This window comes from Pantoea sp. E956-1, assembly GCF_982223955.1.
The window spans coordinates 507,933-525,137 of the sequence record NZ_CEUYZP010000002.1; the positions used below are offsets into that span (position 1 = coordinate 507,933).

The 17,205-nt window shown below is 58.9% G+C and carries 8 protein-coding genes and 1 pseudogene; all 9 read left to right on the forward strand.

What is annotated here, in order from left to right:
• The first annotated feature begins 6 nt into the window (after window positions 1-6).
• Window positions 7-375 carry a YcfL family putative periplasmic lipoprotein gene (locus AC0T7J_RS09925; protein WP_033732268.1) on the forward strand — a complete coding sequence of 123 codons (369 nt, stop codon included), beginning with the start codon at window positions 7-9 and terminating at the stop codon, window positions 373-375.
• Between the two features lie 11 nt (window positions 376-386).
• Window positions 387-980 (forward strand): penicillin-binding protein activator LpoB, encoded by a 594-nt coding sequence (gene lpoB / locus AC0T7J_RS09930; RefSeq protein WP_161733749.1) that lies wholly within the window; start codon window positions 387-389, stop codon window positions 978-980.
• Window positions 981-996: 16 nt separating this feature from the next.
• Window positions 997-1,779 (forward strand): thiamine kinase, encoded by a 783-nt coding sequence (gene thiK, locus AC0T7J_RS09935; protein ID WP_473793984.1) that lies wholly within the window; start codon window positions 997-999, stop codon window positions 1,777-1,779.
• Between the two features lie 39 nt (window positions 1,780-1,818).
• Window positions 1,819-2,859 (forward strand): beta-N-acetylhexosaminidase, encoded by a 1,041-nt coding sequence (gene nagZ, locus AC0T7J_RS09940; protein ID WP_473793795.1) that lies wholly within the window; start codon window positions 1,819-1,821, stop codon window positions 2,857-2,859.
• A 40-nt stretch (window positions 2,860-2,899) separates the two neighbouring features.
• Entirely contained in the window at window positions 2,900-3,442 is a 543-nt protein-coding gene (gene ycfP / locus AC0T7J_RS09945) for an alpha/beta hydrolase YcfP (RefSeq protein WP_473793797.1), read from the forward strand.
• A 212-nt stretch (window positions 3,443-3,654) separates the two neighbouring features.
• A complete protein-coding gene (locus tag AC0T7J_RS09950; RefSeq protein WP_074399296.1) occupies window positions 3,655-4,959 on the forward strand; it encodes an NAD(P)/FAD-dependent oxidoreductase in 1,305 nt (434 codons plus the stop codon).
• 591 nt (window positions 4,960-5,550) lie between these two features.
• Entirely contained in the window at window positions 5,551-7,269 is a 1,719-nt protein-coding gene (locus tag AC0T7J_RS09955; protein ID WP_473793799.1) for a ShlB/FhaC/HecB family hemolysin secretion/activation protein, read from the forward strand.
• A 39-nt stretch (window positions 7,270-7,308) separates the two neighbouring features.
• Window positions 7,309-12,057 (forward strand): two-partner secretion domain-containing protein, encoded by a 4,749-nt coding sequence (locus tag AC0T7J_RS09960; RefSeq protein ID WP_473793801.1) that lies wholly within the window; start codon window positions 7,309-7,311, stop codon window positions 12,055-12,057.
• Window positions 11,987-16,927: pseudogene (locus AC0T7J_RS09965) on the forward strand (hemagglutinin repeat-containing protein); the annotation flags it as partial. The gene AC0T7J_RS09960 and the pseudogene AC0T7J_RS09965, both read left to right, overlap by 71 nt.
• Window positions 16,928-17,205 lie beyond the last annotated feature (278 nt).

The window sequence follows — 17,205 nt, forward strand, 5'->3', positions numbered from 1 at the left end:
CGTGCTATGCGATCCTGGCTGACTGGCCTGCCGATCCTGCTCTGCCTGACGGCCTGCAGCAGTGAAAAACCGATGATCAATACGTCACAGTCTCTGGTGATGGAGTCCTCTGTGCTGTCGGCAGGGATCATTACCGATGAACCGACGCTGGATGAGAACGATGGACTGAAGCGTGCCACCAGCGTGCTCTATAATCAGCGCGAAACACCGGTTGTTGTGCACTATCGTTACTACTGGTATGACGACAAAGGGCTGGAAATCACTCCGCAGGAACCGGCGCAGACCGTTACCGTTCCGGCGCAGGGCAGCATTGTCGCCACCTCGCAACTCGGTAACCTGACGGCCAGCAAGGTTCGTCTTTATCTCTATCTTTAAGGATTTTTTACGTGATACGCAGTGTTAATCGTACCGGAGCGCTCCTGATGGCGCTCATTCTGACCGGCTGTGTCGTGAAACAGCAGCAGCCTGCACCGGTTGAACCGACCCAGCCTGTGGAGCCGGTACAGCCCGTTCCACAACCTGAACCGGTGCCGCAACCGCAGCCAGTGCCGCAGCCACCGAAACTGGTCACTATCAACTGGGATGCCAGCGTTCAGCCGCTGGTGGCGCAGATGTTACAGGCCGCCAGCGCCGAGCCGGGGAGCGTGTTGCTGGTGGATCGGATTAAAAACAGCACCAACGGTGCGCTGCAAAGTGAGAAAGCCACAGCGGCTATCCAGAATGCGCTGAATAACAACGGCAAATTCACCCTGGTTTCTGCTGATCAACTGGCGCAGGCCAAGCAGACGCTGGGATTATCGCCGGATGACAGCCTGAACTCGCGCAGTAAAGCGATTGGTCTGGCGCGTAACGTTAATGCTCAGTATGTGCTCTACAGCAACGCGCGTGGCGATGTCAAAGCGCCGACGTTGCAAATGCAACTGATGCTGGTCCAGACCGGCGAAATCATCTGGTCCGGCAACGGCATTGCACAGAATTAATCCCGCTTTCCAGCGGATGATTCAGCAGGTCACCGGCGAACCAGAAAAGACATCCTTTATCCCGCTGGCCGGTCTGACCGGGCACAGCCAGAAGATTGTCAGCCCGCGCGGAACCTATATCGCGCGGGCGGCACCGCAACCAGCTATTCCGTTTGTGGATCGGCAGCGCGAATTCCGTCTGTTACGCAAATTGCGAGCCAGCGGAGTGGCACCCCAGCCCGTGGCGGGCCATCGTCAGGGGATCATCCTGACCTGGTGCGCAGGTGATGCGCTGGATGAACAGCGCTTCAGCCAGCAGCGTCCACAGATCGTGGCACTGCTAAAGCAACTGCATCAGCAGCCGCTGACCGGCTATCGTCTGCAGTTGCTGCCGCTGCTATGGCACTACTGGCAGCTCACTCCACAACGGCATTACCGCTGGTTACGGGCGCTCAGGCGTCTGACGCAGCAGGGTGAACCCCAGCCGCTGAGGCTGGCTCCGCTGCACATGGATCTGCATGCCGGAAATGTCATACAAGGTCCCGAAGGTCTGCGTCTGATCGACTGGGAGTATGCCGCCGATGGCGACGTGGCGCTGGAGCTGGCGACTCTCTGTGCCAGCGATCCGCAGCACCAGGCCGACTGGCTGGCTGAGTATGCCGCGGCGATGCAGCTGCCGCTTACCGCGCTGGTGCAGCAGGTCAGACGCTGGCAGCCCTGGCTGCGGTTACTGATGGCCAGCTGGTATCAGCTCCGTGCCGGTCAGCGTGACGACGACACATTACAACAGCTGGCTCGACAGAGCTGGCAACAGATTTAATCGCGTTACGCAGGTGCGTTTCGCTACAGGATTCATGATATGAGATCAGATTTACCCGGCCCCCTGATGCTTGACGTCGAGGGTTATGAACTGGATGGCGAAGAGCGCGACATCCTGCAGCATCCGCTGGTGGGCGGTTTAATTTTATTTGCCCGAAATTATCATGATCCCGCACAGCTGACAGAGCTGGTGCGGCAGATCCGCGCCGCCTCTCACACCCGGCTGGTGGTGGCGGTGGATCAGGAGGGCGGTCGCGTGCAGCGTTTCCGTGACGGCTTCACCCAACTGCCTGCCATGCAATCTTTTGCTGCGTTGCATGACCTGGATACCGCCGGTGAACTGGCGCAACAGGCGGGATGGCAAATGGCGGCCGAGATGATCGCCATGGATATCGATATCAGCTTTGCGCCGGTACTCGATATTGGTCATATCAGTGCCGCGATTGGCGACCGTTCTTTCCATGCCGATCCGGCCATCGCCCTTGACGTCGCCCGCCGATTTATTGCGGGGATGCACGAGGCCGGCATGAAGACCACCGGCAAACATTTTCCGGGTCACGGTGCGGTGAGTGCGGATTCGCATAAAGAGACTCCACGCGATCCGCGGGACGAAAAGACGCTGCGTGAACATGACATGGCAATCTTCAGCAAGCTGATTACCGAACAGGCACTGGACGCCATCATGCCCGCACACGTCATCTACTCCGAAGTTGATCCGCTGCCCGCCAGTGGTTCGCCATACTGGCTTAAAACCGTGCTGCGTGAGCAACTGGGCTTTGACGGTGTTATTTTCTCCGACGATCTGTCGATGGAGGGCGCAGCGGTGATGGGCAGCTATCCTGAGCGGGCGCAGCAGTCCCTTTCCGCGGGCTGTGACATGATTCTGGTCTGCAATCAGCGTCAGGGCGCCATCAGTGTACTGGATAACCTGATCCCGGTCGGGTCAGAGCGGGTTACACAGCTGTATCATCAGGGCAGGTTTACCCGCGATGAACTGCGGGGAACGCATCGCTGGAAAAACAATGCTCAGCAACTGAGTGCGCTTCAGGAACGCTGGCTGGCTCATAAGGCGTCGTGGTAAGCAGTGACTGCCCGGCGCTATCACTACCTTGAGGATTATCATGATCATCTATCTGCACGGTTTTGATTCCAACAGTCCGGGCAATCACGAAAAAGTGCTGCAACTGCAATTTATCGATCCTGATGTCAGGTTGATCAGTTACAGCACCCGCCATCCGAAACATGACATGCAGTTTCTGCTAAAAGAGACCGATAAGATGCTGACGCTTTCTGACGACGACCGGCCGCTGATTTGCGGCGTCGGACTGGGCGGCTTCTGGTCAGAGCGCATTGGATTTCTGTGCGGAATCCGGCAGGTGATTTTTAATCCCAACCTTTCGCCGCAGGCGAACATGGAAGGGAAGATCGACCGGCCGGAGGAGTATCAGGATATCGCAACGAAGTGCGTCAGCGATTTTCGCGAGCGTAATCGTGACCGCTGTCTGACCATTCTCTCCCGTCACGATGAGGCGCTTGACAGCAAGCACATTGCTGAGCAGTTGCATCCGTTTTATGAAATTGTCTGGGATGAGACGGAAGGGCACAAATTCAAAAATATATCCCCACATCTTAAGCGGATAAAAGCTTTTAAAACATTAGGTTAAGCAGAAAAGGCATCGTAAGGTGCCTGTTTTTATTACGTAATTATCTGAGTTTTATTTTCCCGCTTTGATGTATATCAATATTCTTATGTTCTCCTCTTCCCGCCATGCTATTCTCCCAGCAGATTGCGATTTTAACTTCGCCAACCCTATGTTTCTTAAGGTTTAATTTAACCTTTGGTTAACTTTTGGTTCACAATTTGAGGGGGTCTTTGTTGACTACGTCTGTTAAGAAAATTGTTATTGTCGGAGGGGGAGCGGGTGGCCTGGAAATGGCCACGCAACTGGGCCATAAACTGGGTCGTAAAAAGAAGGCCGAGATTATCCTGGTTGATCGTAACCACAGTCACTTGTGGAAGCCGCTGCTGCACGAAGTGGCGACCGGCTCAATGGACGAAGGCATTGATGCATTGAGCTATCTGGCTCATGCCCGCAATCACGGTTTTGAGTTCCAGCTGGGTTCGCTCACCGATATCGATCGCACCCGAAAAGTAATCCGCCTGGCCGAAGTGCTGAATGCGCAGGGCGAAGTGCTGGTGCCACAGCGTGAAGTGGCCTACGACCAGCTGGTGATGGCGCTGGGCAGCACCTCGAATGATTTCGGTACGCCGGGCGTCAAAGATCACTGCATCTTCCTGGATAATCCGCATCAGGCGCGTCGTTTCCATAACGAAATGCTCAACCTGTTCCTGAAATTCTCCGCCAGCGAAGGCCGGGTCGAGAAAGTTAACATCGCCATCGTGGGCGGCGGGGCAACAGGCGTTGAGCTGTCAGCTGAATTGCATAACGCGGTGAAACAGCTGCACAGCTACGGCTTCAAAGGCCTGGGCCGGGAAGCGCTGAATGTGACGCTGGTGGAAGCGGGTGAACGTATCCTGCCTGCACTGCCACCACGCATCTCTGCTGCAGCACATCAGGAGCTGACCAAGCTGGGCGTACGCGTGCTGACGCAGACCATGGTCACCAGCGCCGAGCGTAATGGCCTGAATACCAAAGGCGGTGAGTTTATCGAAGCCGATCTGATGGTCTGGGCGGCAGGAATCAAAGCGCCTGACTTCCTGAAAGAGATTGGCGGACTGGAAACCAACCGCATCAATCAACTGGTGGTCAAAGAGACGCTGCAAACCACGCTGGATGATGACATCTACGCGATTGGTGACTGCGCCTCCTGCGCCTTGCCGGGCGGCGGTTTTGTACCACCGCGCGCCCAGTCAGCGCATCAGATGGCCTCACGCGCCATGGACAACATCCTGGCGCAGCGTCACGGTAAGCCGCTGAAAGCCTATGTCTATAAAGATCATGGCTCGCTGGTATCGCTCTCCCGCTTCAGTACGGTCGGCAGCCTGATGGGCAACCTGATGCGCGGCTCAATGATGGTGGAAGGGCGTATCGCGCGCTTTGTCTATATCTCGCTTTACCGTATGCACCAGATTGCGCTGCACGGCTACTTCAAAACCGGTCTGATGATGCTGGTCGGCAGTATTAACCGGGTTATTCGTCCCCGGCTGAAGCTGCACTAAGCAACAGCAATAACGCTGGCTAAATTAATTTTAAGCCTCCTCGATTCTGAGGGGGCTTTTTTTATGTCCTTGAGAAGCCCCTGAAACAGACGCTGGCGCAGGAGAGTGCGATATTGGCTAAAGCAAAATGCATTCATAACTTTGACTTAAGTAAAATTTTATGAGCAGGGCAGCGTAGCATCAGGGTAATGCCTGAAATGCGTACCATTCATAACAAGAGGGTGGCCGAAAGAATATTTGCTATAACCAGAAAACTTTTCAGGTAACGAGTTCGGCTACTTCAGTTCTGTCGTTAGCCCGGCTACTGATCTGTTCTGTGACGCGCTGAAAGAATGGCTAATCCCTTGTTATTCATTGGCTAAAAATATCCGTCTCTGCGCCTTTAGCTAATCCCGGCGATTCGCCAGACTCAGCAGCCCCTGAATTACGGGTAATTACTGGTACTTTTTTAAAAGGCCTGTCCCGCTAACTTTTGTAAGTTTAGTGTAAGTTTTTCTGTAATTTTTCTTGTGGTTTTTGATTCCAGCGCCATAATGTGCGCAGGAAAGTAGTCATATACATTTTGTTACACCTTAACCACATGGATCGGTTATGCAGCCCCAAAAAAATGGAGTTTTAACAACGCTGGCACCTCTGCTTTGCGCTCTGCTGATTAACGCCCTGCCAGTCTGCACTGTGCAGGCGGCACCGGGTGATGAGCAATTACAGCATCAGCAGGAGCAACAAAAAGCGCGGCAGCAGCGGCTGATGCCACAGGTGCCTGATGTGCGTCTCTCAGAAACGGTTCCGGCACCTTCCCACCTGACGTTCCCGCAGGAAACACCCTGTTTTAATATTCAGCAGGTCAGTTTGTCCGGGCAGGAGGCGCTGCCGCACTGGGTGCCTCTGCAGCGTCTGGCCAGCCAGGCCAATGGTCATTGTCTCGGCGTAAAAGGCATCAGCCAGTTAATGAGCACGCTGCAAAACCGGCTGATCAATCATGGCTGGGTCACTACGCGCGTGCTGGCTCCGCAGCAGGATCTGCGTCAGGGCGTGCTGCACCTGCTGATCGTGCCTGGCAAAATCCGCAGTGTGGAACTGTCACCCTCATCATCCCGCTATGTCAGCCTGTGGCCGACATTACCCGCCCATGCAGGCAATCTGCTGGATTTACGGGATATTGAACAGGGGCTGGAAAACCTGCAGCGTCTGCCGACGGTAGAGGCGCATATGGTGCTCCGTCCTGGCCTCAATCCGGGTGAAAGTGACATCGTGATTGAACGCACGCAGCGCCGTTTCTGGCGACTCGGCGCATGGCTGGATGATTCCGGCACCGAAAGTACCGGGCGCTATCAGAGCGGGATGATGCTGGCGCTGGATAACCCGACCTCCCTCAGCGATCTCTTCTACCTGACCGCCAGTCGCGACCTGGGATTTGCTGGCAGAAAAAGCAGCAAAAGCCTGTCGGGACATTACTCAGTACCTGTCGGCTACTGGCTGTTTGGCCTTACCGCCAGCGACTACGACTATCATCAGACAGTCGCCGGTTACAGCCGCGATTTTCTCTACGCCGGAAAGAGCCGCTCGCTGGATGTGCAGGCCAGCCGGGTGATCTACCGCAATGCCGCCGCCAAAACCACCGTCAGCGCCGATGTGCGGGTTAAAGAGTCGCGCAACTTCATCAACGACACCGAAATCAGCAGCCAGCAGCGCCGTACCAGTGCATGGCGACTCGGCCTGTCACACCGGCACTATATCGGTCCGGCGACGCTGGACGCCGGTGTCAGCTATCAGCGTGGTACGCGCTGGTTCGGTGCGCTGCCCGCCTGGGAGGAGTCATATCAGGACTCTACCTATGCCACCGCGCTCTCTAAAATCCTGACCTGGCAGGCCGGCCTTACCACGCCGTTCGCGCTGGGTAATCAGCATTTAAGTTACAACATCCAATATCGTCGCCAGATGAGCAACACCCCGCTGACACCGCAGGATGAGTTCGCGATTGGCAACCGCTGGACCGTACGCGGTTTTGATGGTGAGCGCACCCTCAGCGCCAGCCGGGGCTGGACCGTTCAGAATACGCTGGCCTGGCAGACGCCGCTGCCCACTCAGGAGCTTTACCTGGGTGCCGACTATGGCGAGGTGGGCGGCAACAGCGCCTCCCAGGGTGGACCTCTGGGACGACATCTGGCGGGCGGCGTCATCGGATTGCGCGGCGCGATCACGCCCGCCAGCCTGAGCTACGACTTTTTTGCCGGGATTCCTCTGTCGAAACCGGACGGCTTCAAAACCGATCCTGTCACCTATGGTTTCAGCGTGAACTGGAACTACTAAACCTTTTATCGATATTGCTGACAATGGACTGTGCGCATTATGAATAAACTTTGCTATCGCCTTATCTTCAACCGGGTTCGCGGCATGTTAATGGTGGTGTCTGACATCACCCGTAGCGGCTATTCACGTGTTGCCCGAAGCCCGAAGCGCACCTCATATACAGAGGCGAGGGTGCGGATCTCACCGCTCAGCTTTGCACTCTGGCTGGCAGCGGGTGTGGTCAGTCTGCCGGTGCAGGCCAACATTGTGGCAGACAGCAGCGCGCCGGGCAGCCAGCAGCCTACCGTCATGGCCACCGCAAATGGTCTGCCGCAAATCAACATCCAGACGCCCAATAGCCAGGGTGTTTCCCGCAACCAGTACAGCCAGCTCGACGTTGACGCGCGCGGCGCAATCCTGAACAACAGCCATCAGAACACGGCTACTCAACTGGGTGGCATGGTGGCAGCTAACCCCTGGCTGTCAAAGCAGGAAGCGACGGTCATCCTCAACGAAGTCAACAGCCGTAATCCCAGCCAGCTTAACGGGTTTATCGAAGTGGCCGGTAAACGGGCTGCGGTAGTCATTGCTAACCCGTCAGGCATTACCTGTAACGGCTGCGGATTTATCAACGCCAGCCGTAATACGCTGACCACCGGACAGGCGCTGATTGAAAATGGCCAGCTCAAAGGCTTCGATGTTAATGGCGGCCGAATCAATATCGAAGGTCAGGGCCTGAATGACAGCGATGCTGACTACACCCAGATCATTGCGCAGTCGGTAGCGGTTAACGCAAAAGTTCATGCCCGCGAACTCAATGTGGTCACAGGCAGGAACCAGGTTGCGACCGAAGGTACCGTCACGACGGTGAAAGCGGATAATGGGACGACACCGCCTGAGTTTGCGCTCGACGTCGCGGCGATTGGCGGCATGTATGCCCATAAAATCACCCTGACCGGCACTGAAAAGGGCGTTGGCGTGCGTAATGCCGGTGAACTGGGTGCCAGCGCGGGTGAGCTGCACCTGACCGTGGATGGCAGACTGGAGAACAGCGGCACGCTGCAAAGTCAGGCCGCGCTGCAGATAGCCAGCACTGGCGACCAGGAGAACCGCGGCAACATCGTGTCACAGCAGGATGTCTCGCTGGCCTCCAGCGGCACGCTGCGCAACAGCGGGCTGGTGAGCGCAGGCCGTAACGCGACACTCTCCGCCAGCACCATTGAGAGCACCGCTGAAAGTACGCTGGCGGCAGGCGTTGGCGGCAATGAGACGCTGAGCCAGCCCGGTAATTTGCTGCTGACCAGCCAGGGTGAGCTTAAGGCGCGGGGTAAAAACCTGGCGCACGACCAGATTCAGGCGCGGGGCAGCCGGGTCGATCTTGCCGGGAGCCAGACCTCAGCAGATGCTATCGCGCTGACCTCTACGCAGGCGGATATCAGCACCCAGGGCGCCACGATAGCGGGGCGTACACTCGGGATTCAGGCTGCGACGGCGCTTAACAATGATGACGGCAAACTGGCGGCGGGCAGCCTCGCTGTCGCGGCACAAAACGTCAGTAATAATCGCGGCCTGCTGCGCCAGCAAAACCGCGAAACCCTGACGATCTCCACGGGGTCGTTGCTCAACAATCAGGGCACGCTGAGCAATGAAGGTGATACCCGGCTGCAGGCGCAGCATATTGAAAACCGCAGCGGGCTCATCGCAGGTAACGGTGACTCACTGCAGCTGGATACGCCATGGCTGGATAATCAGGGCGGCACTGTGCAGCTGGCGGGCAATAATGGCGCGCTGAACCTTAATGCGACCCGGCTGGAGGGCAATCAGGGCAATTTGCTGTCAGCGGGTGCGTTAATGCTCAGCGGCGACAGGCTCGATCTCTCACAGGCACACACCCAGGCAGAGTCGCTGACGCTGACGGCGGGCACGCTGGATCACCGTCAGGGTCTGCTGTCGCAGCGTGGTGCTGGCGAGATGGCGATCGCAGTTTCGGGTGACACAGACAACCGCGATGGGCGGATTGAGAGCGGCGGTAATCTGCATTTTGCATCAGGCAGCCTGGATAACAGCAGTGGCACGCTGCTGGCTGCGGGCAGCGGCGATCTGCAACTGGATGTTCAGGAGACCCTGACGAACGCGCAGGGTGCGCTGCAGGCCAGTCGCAATCTGCAACTCAACAGCGCAAGCCTGAATAATCAGCAGGGCCTGATTGCCTCAACCGGTGGTGACGCTACGCTGAAGACCCGCGAGGCTATTGATAACACCCAGGGCCGCATCGAAGCGGGCCAGCAGGTCACTTTGCGCAGTCAGGCGCTGGATAATCAGCGTGGAACCCTGCTCGGCCGCGGCGTGACCATCGACACGCAGCAGGGTGAACTGAACAATACTGGCGGCAACCTGGTCGCCCGTACCGATCTCAGCATTTCCAGCGGGACAACGGACAATCACACCGGTCTGATCCAGTCAGGCGGCGATCTTGCGCTCGATACCCACGGACAGGCGCTGATTAACCATGACAGCGGTAAAGCAGGGATAATCAGCGGTGGCGCACTTGCCCTTAACAGTGGCGACCTGGATAACCAGAACGGCGTCATCGCCGCTGCCTCGGCGGCCAGCATCAGCAGCGGCCTGCTGACCAACATTGACGGCACACTGATGTCTGATGGGGCGCTGACGCTGATGACCGGCGCGCTCGACAATCAGCGAGGCTTATTACAATCGGGTCAGGCGCTCTCACTGGATACTCACGGCGCGCAGCTGAACAACAGCGCCAGCGGCGATCGCGGCGGCATTGTGGCGCACGGCGATCTGCAACTCTCAACCGGAAAGTTAGCCGGCGATCACGGCGTCATTCAGGGACAAAACCTGGTGATCGATACGCAGGGCCAGTCCGCTGATTTCAGGTCTGCTCTGCTCAGCGCCAGGGGCGAACTATTGCTGAGCAGTGGTGCGCTGGATAACAGCGGCGGGCGACTGCAGTCCGGCGGTGATATGCAGCTTAATACACACGAAGAGGTGCTGAATAATACGGCATCAGGCGGCGTTATTGCGGGGGCTAATCTGCATATCAGCAGTGGTGATCTCGATAACGGCACGGGTTCGCTGGTCTCGGCGGGCGCTATGCGGCTCACCAGCGGTGGAGTGAACAACGTCGATGGGATTATTAATGCCGATCATGAATTAACGCTGGAAAGCAGCAGCGTGGATAACCAGCGCGGCCTGCTTCAGTCGGGTGAGGCGCTGTCCGTCAACACCCAGGGCGGCGAACTGAATAACCGCGACAGCGGCGAACGCGGTGGCATTGTTGCAGGCGGCGATCTGCTGCTCTCCAGCGGCCAGATTGATGGCCGTAGCGGGGTGATGCTGGGACAGAATATTCGCATCGATACTCATCAGCAGACCTTCGACCATCAGCAGGGTCAACTGGGTGCTAAAGGCACCCTGCAACTGGATAGCGGACTCCTCAACAACCGGGCAGGCAGGATTGAGTCGGGTGGCGATCTGCATCTGGACACCCACGGCAACAGCCTGATCAACCGTGACAGCGGAGCCGCAGGCGGCCTGTTCAGTGCGGGCATGCTGAAGCTCTACAGCGGCGCATTGGATAATCTGCGCGGCTTCATTACCGGTCATAGCGGCGCGCAGATTGTGACGGGCGATATCAACAACCAGTCCGGCACGCTGACGGGCGGCAAAGGGCGGCTCGATCTCACCAGCGGGGAGCTGCAAAACCAGGGTGGCCTGTTACAGGCTGGCAGCGACATGACGCTGGACACCCAGGGTCACGCCCTGATCAATCGCGACAGTGGTGACCAGCGCGGTATCGTGGCCCTCAACAGTCTGGATCTGCGCAGCAGGGCAATTGATAACCAGACGGGTTTCATTGCCGCCGGACAGCAGGCATCACTCAGCGCCAGTGAACTGAACAATAGCCAGGGGCAAGTCGCAGGCAATGGCGGGCTGACTTTCAACGGTCAGGCGCTGAACAACAGTGACGGTAAACTGCAGTCGGCGGGGAATATCACCCTCACCACGGCAGGTCAGACGCTGACTAACCAGCGCGGACTTATTGCCGGTGCCGGTAACCTCAATATTGAAAGTGGCGCGCTGGATAACCAGCAGGGACAGATCCAGGGTGGCACCGATCTGACGCTCAATGCGGGACAAAATGCGCTGCACAATCAGGCGGGCAAACTCCTTTCGGCAGGCACGCTATCGCTGACGGCGGGTCAGTTGGTCAACAGTGACGGCCTGGTGCAAAGCGTCGGCAACGGTACCCTGTCACTGAGCCAGCAGCTGGATAACCGTAGCGGGATGATTCAGGGCGGCCAGCAGATGACGATCACCACGCCATCGCTGATCAACCGCGATACACGACAGAGCGGCAAAGGCATTGAAGCGGGCAGTTTAACCATCGAAACCGGTACGCTGGACAACAGTCAGGGTGCTCTGCGCGCAAAACAGAGGCTGGCGCTTACCGTGCAACAGGCACTGGATAACGTCAGCGGGCTGATCTCGTCAGCGGATACGCTGACTATTCAGGACTCAGCCCTGGGGCAGGCGCTCGCCATCAACAATCAGCAGGGCACGCTGATTGCTGATAAAGAGGCGCAGATCAACGCAGCTTCCCTGAGTGGCGACGGACAGGTGTTGTCGCAGGGGAATCTCGGCATCACGCTGGCAGGTGATTTCCATAACCTCTCAGGTCAAAGCCAACGGTACGCTGCGCCTGACGGCGGGCGGAAACGTGACCAACGATGGCACCCTCGCTGCTCAGCAGTCGCTATTGCTTACCGCGCAAAATATCAGTAATCAGGCAAATGGCGAGATCAGCGGCGGGCAGACCGAAATTACGGCAGCCGACACCCTGAACAATCGCGGCTTGATTGACGGCGGACTGACACACCTGGTGGCGGGCGTCCTGAATAACAGCGGCACCGGCCGTATCTATGGCGATCACATTGCCATTGCGGCTACGCTGCTCAACAACCTCAGCGAAGCGGGCAAAGCAGCGGTGATTGCGGCGCGGCAGCGCCTGGATATTGCGGCTGGCACGCTGAACAACCGCGACCATGCGCTGATCTACAGTGATGGCGATCTGCACATTGGCGGCCAGCTGGATGCGAATAATCAGGCCACCGGACAGGGGCAGCAGCTCAACAATGACGGGGCAACAATTGAGGCCGGGCAGGATGCCACGATCAGCATGGCGGAAATCAACAATACCAACCGCCACCTGACCACGCAGGTCGTTACGACCGAAGATAGCCAGCATCACGACGCGGTGCTAAAAGGCCACACCGATCGTTTTGACTGGGACGCCGTGGATACCAGCAAAAAAAACAAATATGGCGTGCACACGGCAAAAATGCCGGATGGCACCAGCGGCAGCGAGTTTTATGAGTATGACTACCGGCGGATAGTGAAAGAAACTCAGATTCAGGAGAGCGATCCGGGCAAGATTCTGTCGGGCGGTAACCTGACCTTTAGCGCCGGCCGTCTTAACAACCACGACAGCCAGATTGTCGCGGGTGCTTTGCTCGGCGGTCAGATAGGCGAGCTGAATAATCAGGCGACAAAAGGAACGCGCGTTACCACGGACGACGGGAAATCGGTTCGCTGGTATGCGAAGAAGAAGAAAAAGAAACTGGGTGGAACCAAAACGTCGCAGGGCAAAGATAAGAAAAACTACCGCCCGGCGCCCGTGACGGAAACCATCGATCTGCAGACGCTAAGCTGGCAGGCGAATGCCGCGCCGCAGGGAAATGGCTATCAGACCGGCAACCGCCAGCAGCAGGGCGTCACCGCGCAGGCTGACCGCATCGGCACACCTGCTCTCCAGCAGACTGTTGCGGCAGTGGCACTGAGTGCCACGGATAGCGGCAGTGCGTTACTGCCAGCCGGATTACGCTATGACAGTGCGCTGACGCTGGACAAGCTCGGCAGCCTCAAAGACCGGCCGCTGCTGTTACCTGCCGGGCAACAATTCTCGCTGACACTGCCAGCAACGGTCGTCGACGGACAGACGATTACGCCGGTGATCCGCGCCGTCTCACCGGATATCCGGCTGCCGGATAACAGCCTGTACCAGCTGCAACCTGGTAGTGACAGTCATTACCTGGTCGAGACCGATCCGCGCTTTGTGAATCAGAAGCAGTGGCTCAGCAGCGACTATATGCAGAACGCCCTGACCACCGACAGCAGCCGGATCCTGAAGCGGCTGGGCGATGGTTATTACGAGCAGCGACTGGTGCGCGATCAGATTATTCAGCTGACCGGCAACCGCTATATCAGCGGGTATGGCAGTGATGAAGATCAGTATCGCGGACTGATGAATAATGGGGTAGCCTTCGGCAAAGCCTACGAACTGGAACTCGGTGTGGCGCTGACCCCGGCGCAGATGGCGCTGCTCACCAGCGATATCGTCTGGCTGGTGAATCAGACCGTGACGCTGCCGGATGGCACACAGCAGACCGTGCTGGTACCGCAGGTTTATGCGAAAGTGAAGCAGGGTGACTTAACCGGCGACGGCGCGTTGATCGGGGGCGGTAGCGTGGCGCTGAATGCCCGCAACGACATCACTAATAGCGGGACCATTAAGGGCCGCGACGTGACGCAGCTGACGGCGCAGTCGCTGACCAACAGCGGCTACATCAGCGGCAACACGGTCAGTCTCACCGCCCGTCAGGATATCACTAACCTTGGCGGCGTCATCAGCGGTGATAAGCAGGTGTCGCTGCTGGCCGGACGGGATATTACCAGCCAGTCAACGCTGCGCGGCGACGGCACCGACCGCTGGATAGATCGTCCGGCCGGTATCTACGTGCAGGGCACCGACGGTGCGCTGACGCTGAGCGCGCTGAACAACATCACCCTGGCCGCCAGCGATATCGGCAACGCCGGAGAGAAGAGCACCACGAAGATTCAGGCGGGCAATAACCTGACGCTCGGCACCCTCAGCACGCAGCACACTGAAAATGACAGCTGGAACAGCAGCAACTACCGTCGCCTGTCACAGCAGAGCGATGCCGGGTCACGCATCACCGCCGGCGGCGCGCTGCAACTGAGTGCCGGACAGGATATCCGCGCTACGGCAGCGGACGTCACGGCGGGCGGGGCACTGACCGCCAGTGCCGGACGCGACATCGTGCTCAGCGCGGGCAACAGCCGTACCGATCTCACCGAACACAGCAGGCAGTCAAGCAAAGGGCTGCTGTCGGGCAGCAGTCTGGAGACCCACGACGAACTGCACAGCAGCGAGGCGCTCAGTACCACGCTGAGCGGCGACAGCGTCCGGCTTCAGGCGGGCCGCGACATTGCAGTAACAGGCAGCAACGTCGCCGGTACGCAGGATGTTGCCCTGACCGCGGGCCGCGATCTCAGCATCACGACCGCCACAGAAACGCGTGATGAAGTGCATCAGCGCGAGGAGAAAAAATCGGGCCTGATGGGCACTGGCGGCATCGGTTTCACCGTGGGGCAGGCGATGCAGAAGAGCAGCACCGACGCCAGCGGCGTACTCAGCCGCGGCAGCACGGTGGGGAGCAGCGACGGAAGCGTCACCCTCAGTGCCGGTAACCAGCTTAACGTGCACGGCAGCGACGTAATCGCCGGTAAAGATCTCTCCCTGAGAGGCAGCGACGTGACCCTCAGTGCGGCCGAAAACAGCCACACCGCACTGACGAAAACCGAGCAGAAGCAGAGCGGGCTGACGCTGGCGCTGTCCGGCACGGTGGGCGCGGCACTGAACACGGCAGTGCAGACCGCCCGTACCGCCGATGAGAGCGGCGATGACCGGCTGAAGGCGTTGCAGGGCACCAAAGCGGCGCTGACGGCGGCCCAGGCCGCGCAGGCTTACCAGATGGACGGCGCGCAGACCGACGCGGCGAACGCCAGAAACACCGCCGCAGGCCTGAAGCCGGGCGACAAAGGTTATGAAGAAGGTTCCACCAACTCGATCGGCATCAGTCTTTCTTACGGCAGCCAGTCGTCGAAAAGCGAGACCCGCACCGAAAGCCGTGAAGCGCAGGGCAGTACGCTGGGCGCGGGCGGTAACCTGGCCATCACCGCCACCGGCGCACAGCCGGGCAGCGCGGGCGACATCCTCGTGCAGGGCAGCCAGCTTCAGGCGGGCGGCGACCTCGGGCTGACGGCGAAAAACGACATCAGCCTGCTTTCAGCGCAGAACAGCGAGCGCACCGACAGCACTAACAGCAGCAAGGGCGGCAGCCTGGGTATCGGCCTGACCGCCGGGTCGGGCGGCTACGGCATCAGCGTTTCAGCCAGCGTCAACGCGGGCAAAGGCCGCGAGAACGGCAACGGGCTGACCCATACCGATACTACGCTCACGGCGGGCAACGGGCTGAGCCTGAACGCCGGGCGCGACACCACCCTAACGGGCGCACAGGTGCGCGGGGACAGCGTAAAGGTGGATACCGGCCGCAACCTGACGCTGACCTCAGAACAGGACAGCGACCGCTACGATAGTAAGCAGCAGAACGCCAGCGCGGGCGGCAGCTTCACCTTCGGCTCGATGACCGGCTCCGCGAGCGTCAACCTCAGCCAGGACAAGATGCACAGCAACTGGCAGAGCGTGGCCGAGCAGACCGGCATCTTTGCCGGGAAGGGCGGCTTTGACGTGACGGCGGGTGAGCACACCCAGCTGAACGGCGCGGTCATCAGTTCCACCGCCACCGCCGATAAGAACCGTCTCGACACCGGCACGCTGGGCTTCAGCAACATAGAGAACCACGCGGACTATAAAACCGAGCACCAGAGCGTGGGTATGAGCACCGGCGGCAGCATCGGCAGCCAGTTCGAAGGCAACATGGCGAACGGCCTGCTGGCGGGGCTGAACGGCAGCGGCAGCGCCTCGTCGGTGACGAAGGCGGCGGTGAGCGACGGCACTATCGTCATCCGCGACACATCGAAGCAGACGCAGGACGTGTCGGCGCTGAGCCGCGACGCGGCGGGTGCGAATCCGGGGCTGGATAAAATCTTCGATAAGGAGAAAGAGCAGCGGCGAATGGAGACGGCGCAGCTGCTGGCGGAAATCGGCAGCCAGGCGGGCGACATTGCGCGGACGCAAGGCGAGATTGCGGCGACCAGAGCGGCCACTGAGGAGATGAAGAACATCTCGCCGGACCAGAAGAAGGACGCCGAAGCGCAGTGGCGCAAAGCGAACCCGGGTCAGGAGCCGACCGCGGCCGACATCACCGGACAGGTCTATCAGACGCTGTACAACCGGGAGATGCTGGCCGGCGGAATGGGAACCGGCGGTTCGGTGCAGCAGGGTATCAGCGCGGCGATGGCGGCGATTCAGGGGCTGGCGGGGGGCGATTTGAAAGCCGCTCTGGCTGGCGGTTTGGCCCCTTACCTTGCAGAACTGATTAAGCAGAAAGCGCCGGATGAGGCCAGTCGTATAATGGCACATGCTGCGGTGGCCGGAGTTATAGCTGCGGCACAGGGTAATTCAGCGGCAGCAGGTGCGGCGGGCGCGGCTACCACCGCCGCGATGGGTGAAGCCATCAAAAATGTTCTGTACGGTGACGTGCCGGTCAGTCAGCTTAGCGAACAGCAGAAGCAGACGCTGGTTGCGCTGGGAACGGTTGCGGCGGGTCTTGCAGGTGGTCTGGCTGGAGAGACTACGGCGGACACGGTAGCCGGAGCGCAGGCGGGCCAGAACGAAATCAGCAACAATATGGTCAGCATGGGCATGTTGCAGATGATGCAGGCTAAATCGTTGCTGGATGCGGCGACAGTGGCCGAAGCGGGCCAGGGCGGCGCAAATGAACAGGCGGCACTGGCGCTGACCAAAAAGGTAAAAGCAGGGCTGGACGCAACCTGCCTGGCGAATACCAGTTGTGTGATAATGGCTGTGGTTACGGCACAGCAGCACACTAATGGAGCAGGCAGCAAAACCGAAACCGTACCGGTTAATGATGATTTGACGGGTGGTAA